General features: G+C 63.4%; 9 protein-coding genes. All 9 read left to right on the top strand.

The features are described from left to right. The first annotated feature begins 252 nt into the window (after positions 1-252). The 9 genes from ACZ881_RS19190 (at position 253) to ACZ881_RS19150 (ending at position 23,773) form a co-directional block, all read left to right on the top strand. Entirely contained in the window at positions 253-6,387 is a 6,135-nt protein-coding gene (locus ACZ881_RS19190) for an Ig-like domain-containing protein (protein ID WP_476117619.1), read from the top strand. Between the two features lie 250 nt (positions 6,388-6,637). Beyond that, positions 6,638-12,736 (top strand): Ig-like domain-containing protein, encoded by a 6,099-nt coding sequence (locus ACZ881_RS19185; protein ID WP_476117618.1) that lies wholly within the window; start codon positions 6,638-6,640, stop codon positions 12,734-12,736. 70 nt (positions 12,737-12,806) lie between these two features. Next, entirely contained in the window at positions 12,807-13,778 is a 972-nt protein-coding gene (locus ACZ881_RS19180; protein WP_091466258.1) for an AAA family ATPase, read from the top strand. 42 nt (positions 13,779-13,820) lie between these two features. Continuing rightward, a complete protein-coding gene (locus tag ACZ881_RS19175; protein WP_476117617.1) occupies positions 13,821-15,224 on the top strand; it encodes a DUF58 domain-containing protein in 1,404 nt (467 codons plus the stop codon). Beyond that, positions 15,221-17,707: a transglutaminase TgpA family protein gene (locus ACZ881_RS19170; RefSeq protein ID WP_476117616.1), complete on the top strand. Its 2,487-nt coding sequence runs from the start codon at positions 15,221-15,223 to the stop codon at positions 17,705-17,707. The genes ACZ881_RS19175 and ACZ881_RS19170 overlap by 4 nt, the downstream gene beginning before the upstream one ends. Then, entirely contained in the window at positions 17,697-19,244 is a 1,548-nt protein-coding gene (locus ACZ881_RS19165) for an RDD family protein (protein WP_476117615.1), read from the top strand. Before ACZ881_RS19170 ends, ACZ881_RS19165 begins: the two co-directional genes overlap by 11 nt. After that, positions 19,241-20,167 carry a PP2C family protein-serine/threonine phosphatase gene (locus ACZ881_RS19160; protein WP_091466264.1) on the top strand — a complete coding sequence of 309 codons (927 nt, stop codon included), beginning with the start codon at positions 19,241-19,243 and terminating at the stop codon, positions 20,165-20,167. The genes ACZ881_RS19165 and ACZ881_RS19160 overlap by 4 nt, the downstream gene beginning before the upstream one ends. Then, on the top strand, positions 20,154-21,998 hold the full coding sequence (locus tag ACZ881_RS19155) for an FHA domain-containing protein (RefSeq protein WP_476117614.1): 1,845 nt from the start codon (positions 20,154-20,156) through the stop codon (positions 21,996-21,998). Before ACZ881_RS19160 ends, ACZ881_RS19155 begins: the two co-directional genes overlap by 14 nt. Next, positions 21,995-23,773: a serine/threonine-protein kinase gene (locus ACZ881_RS19150; protein WP_476117613.1), complete on the top strand. Its 1,779-nt coding sequence runs from the start codon at positions 21,995-21,997 to the stop codon at positions 23,771-23,773. Before ACZ881_RS19155 ends, ACZ881_RS19150 begins: the two co-directional genes overlap by 4 nt. The last annotated feature ends 1 nt before the right edge of the window (position 23,774 follow it).

Genomic DNA, 23,774 nt, shown 5'->3' with positions numbered 1-23,774 from the left:
CCGCACGCTCTCTCACGTCCCTCGGGCTTCAGCCGTTCGCTCTCTCACTTTCTTCAGGAAAGTGAGAGAGCGAACGGGCTTAAGGGCTGTTATGTGAGAGAGCGTTGGAAATATCTGCGGTTGCTGAGAACTGCGTCACGACTTAGCAAAACGATGGATTAACCCGGTAGTCTTAGCGTTGTTTGTGTCGTGGATGGCCGTGCGGTTTCGGTGTCGGCTGCCTCGGGCTGCCTAATTTGTGGGGGAATGTGGATGGCTCTGCCTGACGGGTCCGGGAACCGCCGTGCCAAGAACCGCCGTCGGAAGGTCATAGCGGCAACCGCTTTTTCCCTTGCTGCCGCAGTCCTGGTGACCGGCGCGATCCTCTACCCGGGGTTCAAGACCACCGAGGTGGACCTCAATGATGGCGGCGTCTGGGTGGTCAGCAAGTCCAAGAATGCCGCCGGCCGGCTCAACTACCCTTCCAAGTCCCTGGATGGTGCTGTGACGCCGGCAAGCAAGGACTTCGACATACTCCAGCAGGCCGGTGACATCTTCATTGATGACCCTGAAGGTGCCACCATCAACCCGGTCAGCGCCGCAAACATGCGCCTGGGCGGAGACCAGAAACTGCCAGGCTCCGCGGATGTAAGTTTCGGCCACAAAGTGCTGGCAGTCACCGACCCGTCAAAAGGCAAGGTCTGGGCACTGTCGCCCGGCTCAGTGGGCGGCTTCAGCGACGAGTCAGAGCCACTGTTCGAGCAATCGCCCGGAATTGTTTCGGTAGTGGGCGCAGACGACACCATTCACACTGTGGATCCGGAGTCCGGCAGCGTGACCGCAACCAAAGTGGACGCCAACGGCAGGTCAGTGGATTCGCAGGTCCGCAAGGATGATGCCCTCAAGGGCGCCGGAGACCTGCAGCTCACCGCCGTGGGTGACAAGGCCGTTGTGCTCAATGAAGTTACCGGAAACATCGTTCTCCCTGGCGGCGCAACCGTTCACCTGGATGACGCCCGGGACGCGAAGCTCCAACAAAGCGGACCCGCCGCGGATTTCGTGGCCATCGCCACCACCAACGCCCTTCTGCTTCAGCCGTTGGATGGGGGTACAGCCAAAACCGTCCGGCCCGACGGCGAAGGCATTCCCGCGGCGCCCGTGCAGCTGGGCACCTGCACTTACGGAGCATGGTCCGGTGCCAACAAGTACATTCGCGAATGCAGCAACGAGGCTGACAACCGCCGCGCCGACGTTCCCAAGGCGAGTGCGTCGCCGTCGTACGTTTTCCGCGTAAACCGCGACCTTGTGGTTCTGAACGACGTCAATTCCGGCAACGTCTGGATGGTCAACCAGAACATGCAGTTGGTCAACAACTGGGACGACGTTATCCCGCCCCAGCAGACATCGGACGACGCCGACAAGGACTCCGCGGACGAAGTCCAGCAGACGGTCCTGCCGGACCGAAGCAAACCCAACACCCCGCCTGTGGCCAAGCCGGATGCCTTTGGCGTGCGCGCCGGGAAGACGACCCTCCTGCCGGTTTTGGACAACGACGCCGATTCCGACGGCGATGTCCTGACGGTCTCCGCTGACCAAGCCGTGAGGTCGGGGGCGTTGGCGCCCGTCTACGGCGGGACGGGTTTCCAGATCTCCGTCCCTGCGGAGCAATCCGGGGCCGAGACTTTCAAGTACTCCGTGGACGATGGCCGTGGCGGAACTGGCGCAGCGAACGTTGACCTCCGGATCGTGCCGTCCGGTGAGAACAACGCACCCCAGCAGAAGCCCAACAGGAACAACGCCTTGGTGGTGCAATCCGGGAAGATCGCAAACCAGTACATCCTCAGTGACTGGATAGATCCCGACGGCGATGACATCTTCGCGGTTGCTGCCAGCAGCAGCGATCCCGCCGACCAAGTACGTATCAGGCCGGACGGGCTACTGACGTTCCAGGACTCCGGGGCAGGGCCGGGCAAGAAGACCATTTCCGTGACGGTCTCGGATGGCGCATTGAGCACTGAGGGGCGCATCAGTGTGGACGTTCGTGCCCCTGGTGCCCTGCCGCCCATCGCCAACGCCGATCACGTGGTGGCGGTGGCAGGCCAGGACACGGTGATCGCCCCGCTCAAAAACGATACTGATCCGCAAGGCGGCACTCTGCGGCTGGCACAGGCCCAGCCGGATGAACAAGCCACGGCTGTCATTGGTCCGGACCAGCAGACGTTTACCTTTAACTCCACGACTGCCGGCCCTCACTACGTCACCTATATGGTCACCAACGGCCCCGCGAGTGCGCAGCAGCTTGTGCGGGTGGACGTAGTGTCCGGTAATAACGACGGCGCCCCCGTTGCGGTTCGCGACATCGCGCTTCTGCCCAGCGGCGGCAGCACCGTGGTGGACGTGCTGGGCAATGATTCGGATCCGGCCGGCGGCGTGCTGGTTGTCCAGTCGGTCACTGCGGAGGACGGCTTGCCGGTCACGGTAGCGGTTCTGGACCATTCAGTGGTCAAGGTCACCGACATCCATGCGACCGGACAATTGTCCTTGAAGTACACGATTTCGAACGGCAAAGCGTCGGCCACGGGAGACATCTCGGTGCAGGTGGTGCCGGCGCCGAGCAAGCTGCAGGCCCCGCAGGCCAAACCCGACGAAGTATCGGTACGCGTCGGCGACGTTGTGACCATCCCGGTCTTGGAGAACGATTCGGACCCCAACGGCGGAGAGCTCACCCTTGATCCCGCACTGGCGCAACAGCCCGACGCCGCGGACGGCAGGACGTTCATCGCTGGCAATTCCCTGCGCTTCATCGCAGGTGAGGTTCCCAAGACCGTCTATGCCATTTACAAGGTCAGCAACGCCTCGGGCCAAACCGATTCGCAGCAAGTCACTATCCGTATCCGCGCCAGGGACGACGCCACGAACACCCGCCCCGAGCCGCGAAACCTGACCGCACGTGTGGTGGCGGGCATGACCGTCAAGATCCCCGTACCGTTGGACGGCATCGATGCCGACGGCGACTCGGTGCAGCTCATTGGCGTCGACAAAGCGCCCGCGCTTGGCACAGCCGTGGTGGGGGATGGATACATGGAGTTCACTGCTGCCGCCAATTCTGCCGGGACTGACACGTTCAGCTATCGCGTTCGGGACCGAATCGGAGCCGAAAACACCGGCACCGTGATTGTGGGCATCGCACCGGCAGAAGCGAACAATCAGAAGCCGATTGCCGTGGACGATGCAATTGACGTCCGGCCAGGTCGTCGGATTGCAGTAGATGCGTTGAAAAACGACTCGGATCCCGACGGCGATCCCCTTGGCCTGGTGAATTCCTTCGAAGCCAATCCGGAACTGCAGGTTGAGGCTGCCACCGGCAAGATCCTGTTGACAGCGCCCGGCGTTGCCGGAAACGAGAGCATCAGCTACCGGATCCAGGACGACAAAAAGGCTGAAGCAAGCGCCGTTGTCAGGGTTCAAACAAGCCCGACGGCGGCCCTCCACGTTCCGATTGCGGTAGACGATCGCATCACCCTGGCTGAGACGCTGGGCAAGACCGCCGTGGACGTCCCGGTACTGAAAAATGACTCTGATCCGGACGGCGTTGCGGAAGACCTGACCATCACGTTGCCGGATGCGAATCCGAACGCCAGGGTAGGGACCGCCGGCAACGTTGTGGTGACTCTTACTCCCCAGGACCAGCTGATTCCGTACACCGTGACGGACATGGATGGGCAGTCAGCAACAGCAGTGATGTGGATCCCCGGACAAGGCCTGCAGTATCCAACGCTTGCCAAGACCGAGCCCGTTGAGGTCATGTCCGGCAAGGAAATCACGCTTTCGCTCCAGGAATACGTCCGCGTGCGGGACGGGCGCCAACCCCGGCTTACGGTGGCGGACAAGATCCGTGTACAGGGAGCCGATCCCAACAACGTTATTTCTGGCGATGGAAATGCTCTGCGGTATGCGGCACAGACGGACTACGTTGGCCCGGGGTCCGTCACCTTCGAGGTGACTGACGGATCAGGCCCGGACGACTCGCAGGGGCTGAAGTCCACGTTGACCATCATCACCAAGGTGATCCCGGACCCCAACGCGAACCACATCCCCACTTTCAGCGGCGCTTCGATCGAGGCACCTAAGGGGGAAACCACGGACTTGGAATTGGCAAACCTCGCCAAGGACGTGGACGAACGGGATCAGGGAAACCTCAAGTTTGAGCTCGATGGACAGCAACCCGCGGGCTTCCAAACCAAGGTGGAGGGAACCGTCCTCAAAGTCACCCCGGACCTTTCTGCTAATCCGGGCGTGGTGGGCACCTTCCCGCTAAAGGTCACGGACGGCCGCTCTGAATCTGTTCGTGCCACGGTGACGGCCACGGTTGTCTCGTCCAACAGGCCGCGTCCTGCAGCCAACGACGACGCTGTTGAGAAAGCCAACGCCGGGCGGTCCGAGACCATCAACGTGCTGGCCAACGACTTCAACCCCTTCAATGACTCACCGCTGACCATCGAGAGCGCCGCCGTGGAAACAGGCTCTGCGGCTGGTCAACCGACGGTCTCGGGCGATTCGGTCACCGTGACTCCTGCTGACAGCTTCAAAGGCGTCATGGTGGTGCGGTACACCGTGCTGGACAAGACCAAGGACCCATCCAGACAGGCCGTGGGGCGTGTCCGGATCACAGTCCGGGACAAGCCCGACGCTCCGTCGGCGCCCGTAGCAACCGATGTGCGTAGCCGCACCGCAGTGCTTAAGTGGGCACCGCCGTCGGACAATGGCGCAGCCATCACCAAGTACACGGTGAAGGCGGCCGGCTTTGAGCAGGCGTGTCCCACCACTACCTGCACGCTCTCGGGACTGACCAACAACGTGAAGTACGTGTTCACGGTATTCGCCACCAATGAGGTGGGAGACTCACCTGCCTCAATCGCGTCCAATGAGATCCGCCCGGACGAGAAGCCGTCGCCGCCGGACGCCCCCACGGTCAAAGCCGGGGACAAGAACATGGCTATTGCGTGGACCCCTGCGAAGACCGAGGGCTCTCCTGTGAAGCATTACAACCTGGAGATCTCGCCGCCTCCGGCCAACGGCATAGCCGTCAAGAACGAGGTCACCGGCCTGAGCTACACATGGCCCGGGCTCAGCAATGGCGTGAAGTATAAGGTTCGTGCCCAGGCCGTCAATGAGCTCGGACCGTCGGACTGGGGCATGTACTCCCTCGAGGACAACCCCGCTGGCCTTCCGGCGGCCCCGGCTGCCCCCACCACCGCTGTGGTGGAGTCCGTGGGAACAAGTAACCAGATCCGCGCGGATTGGGTCGAACCGGACATCAATGGTGATCCCATCAAGACGTATTACGTCACCATGAGTGGTGGAAACGGCGTGCCCCAGACCCAAACAATCCCGGGGAACGTCCGGTCAGCCACCTTTACCGCCCAGAACGCCGAAGCCGGCTACACGTTCACTGTGCAAGCCGAGAACAAGGCCGGGAAGGGTGGCGTCAGTGCCGCCTCGGCCCCGCGCCGTGCCACAGGCAAGCTAGGCACCGTTAACAACGTCACTGCGACGCCGGCAAATACCGGGGGAGCGGGCCGGGCCGTCACCATCAACTTTGCGGTCCTTGACGACAAGCAACGAAACGGATCCACGCAGAGCGAAGTCAGCTACCGCTACCTGGCGAGTACCGGCCAGTCCGGTCCCATCACGCCCGGGCAAACGGTGGGTGGTTTCGCCAATGGGCAGGCTACCTCCATCACGGTCACGGCCGTGTCCTCCGTGGCGCCAAGTTCCAATGCCAGCGCACCGGCAACAACCACGCCGTACGGGTCGCCTGGTACGCCGTCCGCTTCCGGTGCAAACGGCGGCCAGAACCAGACCACACTGACGCTGAACTGGTCCTCCCCGTCAACGGGCAGCAACGACGTAGCTGTAACCAAGATCAGGATCACCGGCGGTGGAACGGATACCGGGTGGATCAACGAATCAGCCTCCGGCAGCCGGGTAGTCAACACCGGTGGCTACAACCAGACCCGCACCATTGAGGTCCAGACGTTCAACTCCATAGGCCAAGGCGGAGGCGTGGCTTCCGCAAGTGCTCAGAGCGGGCCGCAGAAGACGTCATGGGAAGCGAACCTGCCCTCCGGTAGCTACCGTACCTGCACGGATACTGCGCCTTCCGGCCAGACGTCATGGGATCCCAAGCCAGGCGAACACACTTGTGGTGGGAAGATCTACGGAGCCCCGTGGCAATACGAATCCAACGGAACCTTCACGGTCAACTGCTACGTGTACCGCAGCACCCCGTACATCAACTACGCGGCCTGGTACCGCCTGACCAGCGGCCCTAACGCAGGCCGGTTCATCGCCCAAGGCAACACCACCTTGGGAGACCCCGGACCTCATCAGATTCCGCAATGCTGACTCAACCGATGCCGGGGCGCCGGGCAGTTGTCCCCATCGCGCCCCGGGGCAGGGAGACAGTACGCTGTCAAAGCCAATGGATAGCCCGGTCTCGGGTTTCCTTGGCCGGCCGTGGGGCGCGTGGGATAGTCTTAGGGACTGAAATTTCCGCCGCCGCACGGGGGTACTGCGAAATGTACGGCCGCCGGCATCTGCCGGTTGGCTTGGAAGCCACTGGGGGGCGGCTGAACACAAAGGGAATTCTGGGGCTGTGACAACTTTCTTCGGCAAGCTGGGGCTGAAAAAGCGTCAAAACAAGAAATTCATAGCGGGAACTGCCGCTACCGTGGCGGGCGCTTTGCTGATCACCGGGGCGATTCTGTACCCGGGGTTCAAGACCACCGAGGTGGACTTGAACGACGGCGGCGTGTGGGTCGTGAGCAAAACCAAGAACGCTGTGGGCCGGTTGAACTATCCGTCCCGCGTGCTGGATGGTGCCGTCACCCCCGCTACCACTACCTTTGATGTGCTGCAGCATGATGGCAACGTCTTCGTGGACGACGAATCCGGCTCAACCATCAACCAGGTATCGGCAGCAAACCTGAAGCTGGGTGGCGATAAGCAGTTGCCGTCGTCGTCGCAAGTCAGCTATGGCTCCACCGTTCTCTCGGTGACCGACCCCGCCCGGGGGAAAGTGTGGGCACTGTCTCCCTCCACCGTCAACGGCTTCGACGAAGAAGGAACCGAACCCGTACTGACAGGTTCCCCGGGCATGGTCTCTGCCGTGGGATCCGACAACCGGATCTACACAGCAGACCCCGGTAAGGGCGAAATCATAGTCACCACGGTGGACCCTAACGGGGAACGCACTGACTCACAGGTCAGCAAGGTGGACGAGCTCAAGGGCGCCGGCGACCTTCAACTGGCCGTGGTGGGCGATAAGCCCGTGGTCCTTGACGCCGCTTCCGGCAACCTCTTCCTGCCTGGCGGCCGCAAGCTGCAACTTCAGGATGCCCGCGAAGCCAAGCTCCAGCAGAGCAGTGAAGACAGCAGCTACGTCGCCATTGCCACACGAAAGGCCCTGCTGAAGCAGCCCTTGGACGGGTCCACAGCCGCAACCGTGAATGCTGACGGTGAAGGCGTCCCCGCAGCTCCGGTTCAGGTCAGCAAGTGTGTCCACTCAGCGTGGTCCGGCGCCAACAAGTACGTCCGCGACTGCGACAACGACGCCGACGACAAGAAAAACGACGTTCCCAAAGCCAGTGCCTCCCCAAGCTACGTTTTCCGCGTCAACAGGGACCTGGTTGTCCTCAACGACGTGAACTCGGGCAGCGTGTGGCTGGTCAACCAGAACATGCAGCTGGTGAACAACTGGGACGACGTTGTCCCGCCCAAAAACCAGTCTGATGACCAGGACCAGGAGTCCGCGGACAACAACACCATCAACGTCCTCCCGGACCGCACCAAGCCCAACCGTCCGCCCGAGACCAAACCAGACGAGTTCGGTGTCCGACCGGGCCGGACTTCCATCCTGAGCGTGCTGGACAACGATTCAGATCCCGACGGCGATGTCCTCACCGCTTCGGTAGGTGCCAACGGCCCCAAGATGGGTGCCCTGGAAAACATCTACGGAGGATCCGCCTTCCAGATCAAGGTCCCGGCAGATGCGAAACCGGGCACGGAAGTCTTCGACTATAACGCCGCCGATGGCCGCGACTTGTCCGCCGGCGGCAAGGTCACACTTCGGGTAGTGGCTCCGGAAGAGAACAAACCCCCGTCCTTCAAGCGAGGCGAGCCCACCACCATGCTGGTGGAGCAGGGTAAGTCCGTCAGCCAGAACATCCTGACCGACTGGATGGACCCCGACGGCGATGATCTCGTCCTGCTGGATGCAAAGTCTGACAACGACCAGGACCAGGTGAAGGTACGCCGCGACGGCCTCCTGACGTACCAGGATTCCGGCGCAGCACCGGGCAAGAAGAACGTCACCATCACAGTGTGGGACGGCCGGGCCACCACCACCGGCCGCATCGTGGTCAACGTGCAGCCGCCCGGTGCCCTCGCGCCGGTGGTCAACGCTGACCACGTCACCGCAGTGGTGGGCCAGGACCTGGTCATCGCACCGCTGAAGAACGATGTGGACCCCAACGGCGGCGCCCTACGTGTCGCCCATGTTGAGGCCGCCGGCCCTGCTGAGCTCGGCCCCGTAACCGACGGCGGCACCTTTACCTTCCGGAGCACCACCCCTGGCCCCATCTACCTGACATATATCGCGAGCAACGGGCCCCAGAGCAGCCAGGGACTGATCCGCGTGGACGTAGAGTCCGGGAAAGATCCCGGAGCCCCCGTCGCGGTCCATGACGTGGCGCTGCTCCCCGTGGGCGGCAGCGTTCTGGTTGATCCGTTGGCCAACGACTCCGATCCTTCCGGCGGTGTGCTGGTCCTTCAGTCCGTCACCGTGCCCGATGGCTCGTCCGCCTCGGTGAGCGTGATCGACCACAGCGTCCTTCGCGTTACCGACGTTCTCGGAGCCAAGGAACCCTTCGTCTTCAGCTACACGATGTCGAACGGCCGCGCGTCGGCCACCGGCACGGTGGGCGTTGTCCCGGTGCCGGCTCCCGCCGTCGTCGAGGCTCCCCAGCCAAAACCCGACGAAGTCAACGTCCGAGTGAACGACGTCGTGACCATTCCGGTCCTGGACAACGACACCCACCCGCAGGGTGAGGAACTGTCCGTGGATCCGGTGCTGGCGCAGAGCGTCCCGGAAGAGGACGGCAAAGCGTTCATCTCCGAGAAGACCCTGCGCTTTATTGCCGGGTCCACGCCCAAAACCGTGCGGGCCATTTACAACGCGGTGGATCCGCAGGGGCAGAAGAGCGCCGCGGCAGTCACCATCCACGTCCTTCCGCTGGAAGGTACCCAGAATTCGCGTCCGCAGCCGCAAAACCTGACGGCACGAGTTGTGGCGGGCGGCAGCGTCCGGATCCCGGTTCCGCTGGACGGCATAGACCCCGACGGCGACTCCGTACAGCTCACCGGCATCGACAGCACACCCACCATGGGAACCGCGACGGCGGGCAGCAGCTTCATTGATTTCGTCGCCGCCGGTGACGGCGCCGGTACCGACACGTTCCGGTACAAGGTGATCGACCGCCAAGGTGCGGTCAACACCGGAACGGTGACGGTTGGCGTCGCGCCACGTGGCGAGGACAACCAGAAACCAGCTCCCGTCGATGACGAAGTCAAGGTCCGCCCTGGCCGCCAGATCGCTGTGGACGCGACCGCCAACGATACCGATCCCGATGGTGACATCATCCGGATCCTGACAGACAGCCTGGAGGCTGACGCAGCCCTCGACGCCAAGGTCAGCCAGACCAGTGGCCGGATTCTGGTAACCGCTCCCGCTGCGGAGGGCACCGTCAACGTTCGTTATTCCGTTGCCGACGACCGCGATGCCGTAGGACAGGCCAGTATCCGGGTGGTAGTCCAGAACGACCTGCCGTTGCAGGCGCCGATTGCCCGCGACGACCGCGTGACCTCGGCACAAACGCTCGGCAAAACGGCTGTGGATGTTCCCGTCCTGAAGAACGACGAAGATCCGGACGGCGTGGGGGAGAACCTCAAGGTCGCTACCGGTTTGGAAACCGCGCGTCCCGGTCCCGAGGGCAACGTCATTGTTGACCTCACCGAGCAGCCGCAACTGGTGCCCTACACCGTGGAGGACGTGGATGGACAGAAGTCCACGGCCATCATTTGGGTTCCCGGTATTGGCCAGCAGGTTCCCACGCTCGCCAAGGACGAGGTAGTGGAACTCGTCTCAGGCCAGTCCGTCACGGTGAACCTCTCGGAATGGGTCAAAGTCCGTGAGGGACGCTCACCACGCCTGACCCAGACCGACCGCATCAAGCTCATCGGTGCCGACGGCAGCGACCCCGTGGCCAACGGTGGCACTGCCCTGAAATACACGGCCGGTGCGGAGTACGTTGGCCCCGGCTCCATCAGTTTCGAAGTCACTGATGGAACAGGTCCGGACGATCCCAACGGCCTGAAGTCGACGCTCAGCATCCGAACCAAAGTGCTGCCGGACCCCAACAAGAACAACCCGCCGATTCTGCTGGGCAGCGACGTGGAAGTTCCCAAGGGCGACTCTGCAAGCCTCGACCTGGAGAAGCTGACGTCGGATCCGGACTCGGATGACGTACAGAACATGAGCTACGAGCTGGTGGGCGCAGCCCAGGGCGGCTTCAAGGTGAACGTGGACGGCAAGACGCTCAAGGTCTCCGCGGATGATTCCGTACAGATCGGGCAGTCGGGCACCGTCCAGGTGAAAGCAAAGGACCGCCGCGGGCTCGAGGCTGTCGCAACGTACAAGCTGTCCCTGTCGGCCTCCAACCGGCCAAAACCGGTGGCAAACGACGACGCTGAACCCGAGGCGCAATCCGGGAAGCCTGTGACGGTCAACGTGTTGGCAAATGATTCCAACCCATTCCCGGAGACACCACTGAAAATCGTCTCAGCCGTCACCGAAACGGGCCAGGGAACGGCTGAAGCCGGCGGGGACAGTGTGACCGTCACACCCGCAAGCGGATTCACCGGAACCATGGTGGTTGCATACACAGTGGAGGATAAGACCGGCGAGATCTCCCGGTATGCCACTGCCCGCATCCGTCTGACCGTCAAGGACAAGCCGGCAGCACCAACCACGCCGCTTGCACAGTCCGTGGGCGACCAAACCGCCCTGCTCACATGGAACGCGCCGGCTGATCGTGGCTCGCCGATCACCAAGTACACGGTGTACGGAGAGAACGGCTTTAAGCAGGACTGCCCCGCGAATACCTGTACGCTGACCGGCCTGACCAACAATGTGAAGTACCACTTTGCCGTCACAGCCACGAATGCGATCAAAGAATCCGAACGGTCTCCGGTGTCGGCCGAGGTCCGTCCGGACGTCAAGCCCGACACCCCGGTGGCACCGACACTGAAGTTTGGCGACAAGCAGCTGTCCGTGGCTTGGGTTCCTCCTGCAAGCAAGGGCTCGCCCATCAAGTCCTACGACCTTGAGATCTCGCCTGCTCCTGCCGGCCAGAACCCGCAGATCCAGAACCTGACGGCCAACAGCCATGTTTGGACCGGTCTGACGAACGGGGTGGCCTACAAGGTCCGGGTCCTGGCCAGGAATGACGCCAAGGAGCCTTCGGAATGGAGTACGTACTCTGCTGCCGAAACTCCTGCTGGAGTGCCGGCGACCCCTGCGGCTCCTTCAGTTGCGGGTGCCGGATCCGTGGGTTCGCAGAGCCAGTTGCAGGTCAGCTGGGCAGCACCGAACAACAACGGTGACGCTGTGTCCGCCTACACGTTGACCACCTACATGGGCGGCGCCGTCGTAGCTACCCAATCCGTGGCAGCGACCTCGCAGAATGTCACCGTGGCGAACTCCGAAGCGGACTACACGTTCACGGTCTCGGCTACCAACAAGGCCGGGGTCAGTGGTGTCAGCCAACAGTCGGCCCCGATCCGTGCGGCAGGAAAGCCTGGCATGGTGGGCACCCCATCGGCTGCCTTGGTGGAAACCAACGCTGATGGCGGCAAGATCCAAGTGACGTTCAATCCCTTGACGGCTGCGGAACGAAACGGAGCCAACGTCAACGAGATCAGCTACCGGTATGCATTGACGTCCGGAGGCGGCAGTGGCGCGATTCCATCCGGGGGAGCCGTAGTGCCAGCCGCCAATGGAACCGACACAGCAGTAGTGGTGTGGGCAGTGTCTTCACGGAACCCCACACCCGGGGACAGAAGCCCGGCATCAAACACCGTCAATCCCTATGGGCTTGCCGCTGCGCCGGTGGTGACCGGAAGTAAGAGCAGCGGTGTTGGCGACAAGACGGTGTCGTGGACCTGGAGCGCTCCCAGTGGCAATGGACGTCCCGTGACGGGCTACCAATACAGCCTCGAGGGTGGCACATGGACTGACACCGGCCAGAGGAGTTTCTCCACCACAGTGGGCTTCGACGAGACAAAAACTTTGCGAGTCCGCGCCATCAGTGGCGGCCAGGCTGGCCGGGTGGGCAGTGACACGTCACGGAGCGGGTCTGCACCTCCGCCGCCGCCTCCGCCCACTCCACCCCAGATCCAGGCACACAACAGCACGTGCCCTGGCCAGCCGGGAAGGCCGGACACGTACAACCCGAGCGGCCCCACGTGTGGCGTTGGCTGGGTGGAACGGTCTTGGGGATGGATTGACGTCACCTGCAGGCAGGATATCTACAACAACGGGACGCCATGGTACAAGCTCAACGGCTCGCCGAAGAGCGGCTGGTTCGTGAAGTCCACCACCGTGGACCTTCGCAATGGCATGCCCCCTGTCTGCTGACCCCTCGCCTGGCTCTTAGCAACAACTTCAACCCAACACTCCGAACACACCCAAGGAACAGGATCAACCGATGACCATGACAAACGAGCAGGCCGCGTGGTTTGCAGAAACGTTCGAGAAGCTCGTTGCCAACGTGGGCAAGGCCGTGTTGGGCAAGGAACACGTCATCCGGCTGACGTTCACGGCGATGATGGCCGAAGGCCACGTCCTGTTTGAAGACGCACCGGGTACGGGTAAGACCTCCCTCGCCCGTGCCTTGGCCGCGACGGTCCAGGGTTCGCATAACCGCATCCAGTTCACGCCTGACCTCCTGCCGTCTGACGTGACGGGTGTGACCATCTACGACCAAAAAACCCAGAAGTTCGAATTCCACAAGGGCCCGGTGTTCAACAACATCGTCCTGGCTGACGAGATCAACCGTGCTTCTCCTAAGACGCAGTCCGCGTTGTTGGAAGTCATGGAGGAATCCCGCGTAACCGTGGACGGCACTACGTACGAGGCCGGCCGCCCGTTCATGGTCCTGGCAACCCAGAACCCCATCGAACAGGCCGGCACCTACCGCCTGCCCGAGGCCCAGCTTGACCGCTTCCTGATTAAAACCTCCATCGGTTACCCGGATCACGCTTCCACCGTCCGGCTGCTGGGCGGGGCCAACCTGAAGGACCGTTCGAAGGATCTCAGCGCGTTGATCACCACTCAGGCCGTGGCGGATATGGCAGACCTGGCAGCCACCACCCACGTGGACACCGCGGTGCTCGAGTACATTTCCCGCCTCTGCGAAGAGACGCGTAATGCCTCTGAAACGCGGCTTGGTGTTTCTGTTCGTGGCGCTTTGGCCATGGTCCGCGCTGCGAAGGTGTGGGCCGCCAGCCAGAGCCGCAACTTCGTTCTGCCGGATGACATCAAGGAGCTCGCCCCAGTGGTGTGGACGCACCGTTTGGTGATGGACCCGGAAGCCGAATTCTCCGGCGCAACACCCGAGGTGGTGCTCAACCGCGTCCTCGCTGACGTCGCGGCCCCGCAGCAACGCGCGAGCGCCTAAACACTACTCCCCACCGCACCCAGCTCGAACAAAGGCCCAGACATGTCCTCCAGCACACCCCTGAACAGGGCTGCTGACTCGTTGAAACGCGCTACGTCCGCTTTTGGCGGCAAGATGCGTTCCCTGCGCGGCCCTGGCAACGAGCCGGCCAAGCGCCCCGGCCGGTCAAGCCAACGCGGCAAAACCAGCAAGCTCCACCCCGCAGCCGTATGGTCGGAAGCAGTCGGAACCGCAGGCGACTTCCTTGCTCCAGGGTGGAGCAAGGTCAGGGCTGTCTGGCTGAGGTACGTGTGGCCCGTCCTCGCGGTAGTGAGCCTGCTCGGGTGGGTAGTGTTGGCTGCCTCGATCGGGCTCTGGTGGGCGGGACAGGCGTGGGGTTGGCAGGAAGCCAAGTCAGCTGCCATGGTGGCGTTCCTGCTGTTCCTCCTTGCCATCGGCTTCATCGTGGGCCGCTCGGCCTACGGCGTGGTTCTGGACCTCGCCCGCACACGGGTGGCTGTGGGGGATGACGCTGTGGGCAGCATTGCCGTGTCCAACGTGTCCACGAGGCCGTTGTTGCCTGCAGCGTTGGAGCTGCCGGTGGGTTCCAACACGGCCGTTTTCCATTTGCCCCGCATGAAGCCGGCACAGGTGCACGAGGATCTCTTCACCATCCCTACGGCCCGGCGTGCAGTGATTGTCGTGGGTCCGGTCCGCTCTGTTCGCGCCGACCCACTCCACTTGCTGCGGCGCCGCGTGATGTGGACCGACCCGGTGGACCTGTTCGTACACCCCCGGACCGTGTCGCTGGGGAGCTCGGCCGCAGGTTTCATCCGCGACCTTGAGGGCATGCCCACCACGGAGTTGTCCAGCGCGGATGTCTCCTTCCATGCCTTGCGAGACTACGTTCCCGGGGACGATCGGCGACACATCCACTGGAAGACCACGGCCCGCACCAATAAGCTCATGGTTCGCCAGTTTGAGGAGACCCGGCGCGCACACCTGGCCATCTCGCTCTCCATCAACACGGACGAGTATGACTCCGGGCCCGAGTTCGAAATGGCCATTTCTGTGGCCGCGTCCATTGGCAGGCAGGCCATCCGCGAGCAGCGTGAGTTGGATGTCCTGACCCAGAAGGGGCCGCTCCGCTGCGAAACCGGCCGGAACTTGCTGGACGACATGACCCGCATTGTCGGGGCACCCATGCGGAAGACCGCCGTCGACCTCGCCCGCACCCTTTCGGACACTGTCCCCAACGCCTCCGTGGTGTTCTTCGTAGTGGGCAGCCACGTGACAGCCACGCAACTGCGCTCCGCGGCCTCGTCCGTTCCCCCGGGTGTGCGGAGCCTGGCGGTCCGTGTCCAACCCGGAGCGGCGCCGTCGAGGGCCAACATCGCGGACCTGACGGTCCTCACGGTCGGCGACCTGGACGATCTCGCCATAGTTCTTCGAAAGGCGGCAGCATGAGCACCGCTCCTCACCTCCGGGTGCGTCCCCGCGCAGCTAAGGCGACCCGGTCCGCCGTCCGCGGCACCGGAGGATCGATATTCGACGACGGCAGGCCAGCCTGGCATTTCGCCGTCGACTGTGGGGCGCTCCTGGTGCTCCTGTTCCTTGGCGTCCTCGGTTTCACCCTAAGCTTCGGGGGAGACGCCCACTACCTCATCGCCGGTCTGGGTGGTGTGCTGCTGGGGCTGGGCATCGCTGTCCTCAACGTGCGCTTCCGCCTGGGACTGCTCATCACGGCTGCCGTGACCTTCGGCGCCTACATGGTATTTGGCTCGGCATTGGCCGTGCCGGATTCGGCTGTCTTCGGATTCCTGCCCAGCCTCGACTCCTTGCGTACGCTCCTGCTGGGCATCGTGTTTGCCTGGAAGGACATGCTCACCGTTGGCGTTCCTGTGGGCACAGCGAATGGCATGCTCATTGTGCCGTTCCTCAGTTCACTGGTGACCGCTCTGGCCGCTGGTCTGCTGACGTGGCGTTTGAAGAGCCCGTACTGGCCGTTGCTGCCGGTGCTGGTCCTCTTTGTCACGGGCATCGCTTTCAGTACCAGCGCGGGCTTCCTCAATGTGGAGCGCGGCGTCTCGCTGACCATTGTGTCCATCGTGTGGGCGACGTTCCGCCGTGATGTGCTCCGGCGGAACAGCACCAAGGCCGTTTCGGCCAATAGGCCGGGTTCCGACGCCGCCACAGCCCGCCGCGGCCAGCTCCGCCGCCTGGGGACTGCTGCAGCCGTGATCGTTGTTGCGGTGGGCGTCACCGCCATCGCCTCGCCGTTGGTGACCGCCAGCGATGACCGGAAGGTGCTCCGCAACACGATTGTCCCGCCGTTCGATCCGCGGGAGTACGTGACACCCCTTGCGAGCTTCCGTAACTTCGTCAAGGACGAGAAGGACAGCACGCTGTTCACGGTCAAGGGGCTGCCCAAAGACGCCCGCGTCCGGTTGGCGGCACTGGACGCTTTCAACGGCGTGAACTACAGCATGGATCCCAACAGCTCCGGCAATTTCAGCAAGGTGGGCGATGCCCGGTCGCTGAACACCCTGGCCGATTCCGGGAGCCCGGTGGAGGGCACCAACTACACACTGGACATCACCGTAGAGGATTATCAAGGCTACTTCGTGCCTGGTGGCCGGCACACCACGGGTATGAGTTTCGCGGACACTTCGGGGGCCGCTTCCGGGCTCTACTTCAACGCCGGCACGGACACGGCCGTGACCACCAAGGGCCTGTCCAAGGGCGAGAACTACACCGTGCAGGTCTCGGACCCGGGGACGCTGGAGCACGGCCAGCTCACGCAGTACGACTTCGCGAAGCTCACGCTGCCGGAAGCGGAGGAAGTGCCACCGATCGTGGCTTCCCAGGCGAACCAGATTTCCGCGGATGCACCGACTGCCATTGACCGTGTCCGGCAGATTGAGGCACATTTCCAGAAGAGCGGTGCTTTCAGCAATGGCCTTGTGGCCGAAGGGCAGCTCCCGAGCCTTCCCGGCCACAGTGCTGCGCGCGTCCGCAACATGCTCTCGGCCAAGCAGATGCTGGGGGACGACGAGCAATACGCCGTGTCCATGTCCCTCATGCTCCGCCACCTTGGTATTCCTTCCCGCGTGGTCATGGGGTTCTATCCTGACCCCAAGAGCCCTGAGAATGGCGCCGGGGATATCAAGATCACGGGTAAGGACGTCCACGCCTGGGTTGAGGTGGCGTTTGACCGCGTGGGATGGGTTGCCTTCGATCCCACCCCGCCCAAGGACAACGTGCCCATCCCGCCGGACCCGGAAAACAAGTCCAAACCCAAGCCGCAGGTACTGCAGCCGCCGCCCCCGCCGCAGGAGCCCGCTGACCTGCCGCCGGATTCCACCCCGGATGCCCTGGATGCAGACGAGAAGAAAAACAACCCGTGGCTTTTCTGGGGTCCGCTGCTCGCGGCTATTGGCGTGGCACTGATTCCGTTGGGGATCCTCGCCTTGCCGCTGCTGCTGATTCTCCTGCTGAAATCACGACGCCGGAAGGCCCGTTTCCGTGATGGCCACCCGGCCCAGCGGGTTGGCGCCGGATGGAACGAAGTGCTGAGCCTGGTCACCGATATGGGTGCCTCGATTGACACCAAGTCCACCAGGCGCGAGTCGGCCTCGGTCATTGCTGACGCGTTCCCCACTACCGGAACTACCACCACCCTGCTTGCCCACCGGGCGGACGCCGCTGTGTTCGGCGCGGGCCAGCCCAGTGAGGACCAGGTCAAGGAGTACTGGGAGATCGTTGATACATCGTTGACGGACATCACGGGAAGCGTGGGATTCTGGAAACGGCAGCAGGCACGGTTCTCGCCACGCTCGTTGCTGTCAGATGGCCGCGCGGCCCTTCGTCGCCGTCAACAGGGCACCACCGAGCCTGCGAAGCGCCGCTTCACGTTGCCGTTCAAGAAGGACACCACTGATGAGCAATGAGACAGAACTTTGCCCGGCTTGCCGGCACGGGGTCCGTCCGGGCGCGACGTTTTGCACGCAATGCGGTTCACCGCTGAATAACCGTGGCGCCCGCAAGGTGGGCAACATCAACCATGCCCAGAAGGCGGCGTTGGAGTTCGCCAACCGGCATGGTTTCTCCGATCCCGGTAGTATCTCGGTAGTGTCGGCTCCGGCGTCGCCGATGCAGCACGGAGCAAAAACCATGCCGGACCGTATGCCTGGGCCAGGGGGAGGGACCACTATGACCACCAAGCTCGAATTGGCGCCCGCCTCTGCCGGGAAGCGACTGGGCGCTGCTGTGCTGGACTGGTTGGGTCCCGTCGCCGTGCTGGCCACCACGTTCGCCATTGGAATTGCCGGCATCACGCAGACCCGCCGGAACGGCTTCATTGTCTATGACACTGGCCTGTTGGTTCTCCTGGGGAGCATCGGTTTAGGCGTGACCGTGGTGTACATCTTTGTCCTCCTTGGTCTGGAGGCGAAGTCAGGAAATACCATCGGCAACCAGCTCATGGGCATCCGCAGTGCGGATTCTGATGGCTATGCGCCGGGCGCAGGTGTTGTTTTTGTTCGAGGGATCCTCACTGGCGGCCTCTTGCTGCTGGGGTTCATTGTTGCCGTCATCTTGTCGGCGCTTGGACAGATCGGACTGGTGTTGTGGATCGCCCTGCCGCTGATGTTCCTCGGTGTAGTTTGGGCTTTCCTTGTAGTCGTATCCAACGCCTGGGACACCAATGGCAAGCTGCGTGGCTGGCAGGACAAAGCGGCAAAGTCCTTGGTGTTCGATGTGAACGCCGGTCGCAATCCGGTAACCACGGGTGGCATCCAAGGTCCCTACAGTTTCGCGCCTATGGATCTCCCTCCGGTTCAGCCCGTCGCTTCCCCGGTCCCTTCCGGGCCCACACAGGGCGCGCGTCCGAGCGCGAATCCACTTCCGGCTCCGGCGCAGGCCACTCCCGCGGCACCGGCTGGCCAGCCTTCGCATGATCCTAACCAGTGGCGCCCACCCACAGCGCCCTTCACGCCGGCACCCCGCACACCGGCAGCGCACACACCAACAGCACCGATTGCACCAGCGTCATCGAGCCCCGCCGTGGTCGCACCACAGCAGGCACCCGCGGCCGCCGCCCATCCGGACGACGACGTGGAGCGCACCCAGATGCGCCCCGGGGCAGCCCGTGCCCAGGCCGTCCTGCGGATTCGGATCGATGACGGCCAGGACGTCCAGTTGGGCGGGTCTGTCCTCCTCGGCCGGAACCCGGCGCCGCAGCCCGGGGAAACCGTGGAACAACTGCTGCCCGTGTCAGACCCCGGCCGGTCGATCTCCAAAACGCATCTGCACCTGCGCGTTGATGGCGACGGCGTCTGGGTCACGGACCGTAACTCCACCAATGGCAGCGCTGTCACCACCCCTGACGGCATCCAGACCAGGATCCACCCGGGCGAAGCGAGCTTTGTCCGTCCCGGTTCCACCGTTCACTTCGGGGACCGTTCCTTCCACCTAGGACAAGCATGAATTCACAGCCGGCCACACCCGCCAACGCCGAGGCGGGTCCCGCCGCAGGCGGATCCTCTTTTCGGCTCAGCTACGGGTACGGAACGGACCGCGGGCTTCGCCGCGAACTGAACGAAGACTCGTTCATTGCGTCAGACCCCGTCTTCGCCGTTGCCGACGGCATGGGCGGGCATGAGGCGGGCGAGATCGCCAGCGGCATGTGCGTCAGGGCTTTGGGCAGCGCCCCTGAATTGTCGGCCGGCGTGCGCACCGCTTCAGCGGCCGACCTTCAGTCATGCTTGCTGAAGGCCGACGCTGCCATCCGCAACGCAACGGGAGCGCGCGCCGGGACTACGCTGTCCGGCGTTGTGGTGGTGGAGCAGATGGGCCTGCCCTACTGGCTGGTCATGAACATCGGCGATTCCAGGACTTACCGCCTCAGCCAAGGGGAGTTTGCGCAGGTAAGCGTTGACCACTCCGAGGTGCAGGAACTGGTGGATTCCGGGGATATCACAGCGGAGCAGGCTACCGTCCACCCGCGCCGCCACGTTGTTACCCGCGCCCTGGGTACCGGCGACGAAACCGAGGCCGATTTCTGGTTGCTTCCCATCCAGGAAGGTGACCGGATCATGATCTGCTCGGACGGTCTCAACGGGGAGCTGGGCGATGACCACATGTTCCGCATCCTTAGCACCGTTGCCCATCCGCAGGATGCCGTGGACGCACTGATCCAGGCAGCCCTGAGAAGCGGTGGCAGGGACAACGTCACCGTCATCGTCGTGGACGCCAAGAACGTCTTGAACGACGCCGGCATCGCCACCACTGCGCCGCGCCCCGAGGTTGCGTCCGAGGTTGAAGAAGATACTCTTCCCCGGGCCTGGGTGAATGGCACCGACGAGGTCGCAGGGGATGGGCAGGAGGAAGGCGCCGATGGCAAGCAGTAACCACCTCTCGCTGAGCAGATATCAGCAGGGTGACTGGTTCGGCGTAGTGCGGAACGGAACCGTGGTGCTTCTGGGCCCTGACACGCCGCACGCACTGATCGACACCGTTTGGGAGTTGCTGGCGTCCGCACCCGAGGCCCACGAAGTCCTTCATGAGGTGACGGATGCCTTTGGAGTTTCCCTCAGCCGCATCCCGCCTTTCGGAATCATCGACTCAAAGGACGCACTTCGTGTGTTCCTCCGGGGGGATCTCGAACTCGTTGTGCAGATGGCCGGAGGCGAGGAACACCTCACAGGGCGTGACGTCACCACCTGGACTGAACGGCGACTTGCAGACGCCGACTCTTACAGCGTCCGGATAGGGAACAAGCCTTCCCCGTCTGCGGGAATTCCGACGTCGGGTGGAGGCCAGCCGCTGAAAGGCTCGCCCCTGAACAGTCTTCCGCTGGGGGAGGGTGTGGTGCTCCTGGCCTCGCTCGAGGCCTCGGCCCGGGCTGCCGCCCCCGCTGACAGTGAACCTGAGGTCCGGCCCGCAGCCGTATCCGATGAAACCATGATTGGCTACGCGGAAGCGGACCTGGGGCTGACGATCGCACCGGGTCATTTGATCCCCGCCAACGAACCTTCCAGCAGCGAGCCTTCCGCAAGCGAGCCCTTCATTGCCCGGGAACCGGCTGTTGCCGAAGTGCAGGCGTCCGAGGAGGAGAATGGCATCGCCGCGTTACCTGTTCTTGGGGAAGCGGTGGCGCCGGCGGATCAGGTGGCCGGGGAAGCGCCTGACCAGGCCGGGGATGCTGCACCGGCGCAGTCGGTTTCTCCCGTGGATGCGGAGCTGGAACCAGCCAGCGAGGCAGATACGGACGCATCCGAGGTGCCCGTCCACACGAGTACCACTGATCCAATCCTTCCGTCGCTGGAAAACACCACAAACTATGACCATCTGTGGGACAAGACGGTGATGCGCAACATCGAGGACGCGGCAGTCCGCACGGACGAAGGGTCTGACGACCATGACTCGCCTGCGTCCGCTGCACCGGATGCCCCACCAGCTATGGAACAGATGTCGCCGGCGCCGGTGAACCTGTCGCCAACCCCGTCCGCCGAAGCACCAAGTGGCCTGATTGACTCCGTTCCCTGGCTGCGCAGCAGTTCCTCGGCCCCTGAACCGGGCAGTGACCAGCAGTCAGTTCCGTCCAAGCCCGTAGCCGATCCTGCGGCCCAAGTGCCGGCCGCTTGGTCGTCGGCTCCGGCGGCCATGGCCGCGGACGAGGACTCTGACCATGACGGACAGACCATCATGAAAAGTAGCCTTCCCACCGAAGAGTCCGGCGCAAAGGCTGTTGTTGGACGCGCGGAGGCGTCAGCCGTCAACGGGCCGAGCGTTTTGGCACGGATGTGCTCCCAAGGCCACGCCAACCCGCCAACGTACCCGCAGTGTTCGGTGTGCGGTGTTGCCGTTTCCGGCGACGCCATCCACGTCCCACGTCCCAGGCTGGGCCGGATGAGGTTGTCTACAGGTGAGTTGATTGATCTTGACCAGTCGCTCATCATCGGCCGCCAACCGTCGGTTTCCCGTGTGCAAGGCGGCACCATGCCGCGTCTGGTCCAAGTGGACAGCCCTGGTGGGGATATTTCCCGCTCCCACGTGGAGGTACGGCTTGAGGGTTGGCACGTCATGTTGTGCGACCTGAAGGCAACCAACGGCACTGTGCTCATCCGGGAAGGCCAGGCACCCCGCCGGCTTGCCCAAAACGAAATGGCCATCCTGCTGGACGGCGACATCGCCGAGCTGGGCGACAACATTTCATTGCGTTTCGAGGAGATTCTTTGAGTTCCAAGAGGCCCCCTGCGCCGCCTCCACCCATCCCGGGTTTCAAGTACATCAGCCTGCTCGGCTCCGGTGGCTTCTCGGATGTCTACCTTTATGAGCAGGATCGACCGCGCCGAAAAGTAGCGGTCAAGGTGCTGTTGTCCGATTTGAAGACCGAAGGGGCCCGCCGCCGTTTCGAGTCCGAAGCGAACCTCATGGCGCAGTTGTCGTCGCACCCTTACATCGTGACGATCTTCGAAGCCGAGATCACCGAGAACGGACACTCTTACCTCGCCATGGAGTACTGCTCCAGGCCGAGCCTCGACGTCCGCTATCGTCGCCAGCGCTTCAGCGTGGATGAGGTCCTGGCCGTCGGCATCCAGGTGGCTTCCGCCGTCGAGACCGCTCACCGGGCAGGAATTGTGCACCGGGACATCAAGCCTGCCAACATCCTCGTCACCGATTACAACCGGCCTGCGCTGACTGACTTTGGTATCTCCGGCACCATCGGCGCTGACACCGAGGACGACGCCGGCATGTCCATCCCGTGGTCCCCGCCGGAGCAGTTCCGCGGAGGTGCCGTTGATGGTGTTCCTGTGGACATTTGGGCCCTGGGTGCAACGCTGTACACGCTGCTGGCGGGTCGTTCACCCTTTGTCCTCCCGGGACAGGACAACTCGCAGCGGGAACTGATCTCCCGCATCACCAACTCACCACTGCCCAGGCTGGGCCGTGCCGACGTTCCGGAGTCCCTGGAACTCGTTCTCGCCACGTCCATGGCCAAGTCACCGGAATCCCGTTATTCCTCGGCGCACGCTTTCGCGCTGGCACTGCAGCGGATCCAGGCTGAACTGAACCTGTCTGTGACGCCATTCGAGGTTCTGGAAGAACCCGGGCACGGAGACGACCAGCACCCGGACGACAACTTCGAGGAAACCCGGGTCCGGAGCATCGCTTCGATCGATCCCGACGCCTCAGGAACCGCCACCACAGGCTCAGCGCCCACTTTCCCGGCGCGAACCTTCCCGTCCACGGTTCCCGGCGCCACCCAGCAGCCGACACAACAACCGGCCCAGTCCGCCAACCCTCCGCAAACGGTCCCGTCCCACACCGGGCCTTCGGCCCCACCGCAGTTTCACGCTCCGGCATCGGGATACACGGCGCCGGGTTCGTACACTGCACCGGGATCGTACTCAGCCCCCGGCAGCCAAAACGCTCCGGCCGAGCCTGACACGGCAGAGTCCACAGTGCTGCGTGGCTGGCAGCCTTCGCGTCCCCAGGACGATCTTGGCGCAACCGTCAGCCGCTCCAACGCTCCCTCCGGGGCCTCTCCGGTCACGCAGGAGGATGCCCCGCAGGCAGATCACAGCAAGCGCAACCTGTGGTTTGCCGCCACTGGCGCGGCAGTGCTGGTAGCGGCCATTGTGGTGGGCGTGGTGTTGGGCGCCCAGGCGCAGCCCAAGGTTGCACCTACGGAAACGGCAAGCAAGCCGCCAGCAGACGCTTTGAGCGACGGCAGTGTTCCGGAGGTTGCGGGAATGTCCGCGGCGCGGGACACCAAGGACCGGAATATCGTTGTCTTCTCCTGGACAAACCCGGACCCGTTGCCCGGAGACACGTTCAAATGGCGGGTCAAGTCGGCAAAATCCGAAGGCGTCTATGAGACCACGTCCACTGGAAAGGCGTTCCTCGGCGCGCTGGCTGAGCCACCCATCTGCGTGCAGGCAATTATTGTCCGGGCTGACGGAAGTGCCTCACCCGGCGGGCCGGATTCCATCGCCTGCCTGGACGAGTAAA

This window comes from Paenarthrobacter sp. TE3676, assembly GCF_056279165.1.
This window is presented reverse-complemented; position numbering and strand designations above follow the sequence as displayed.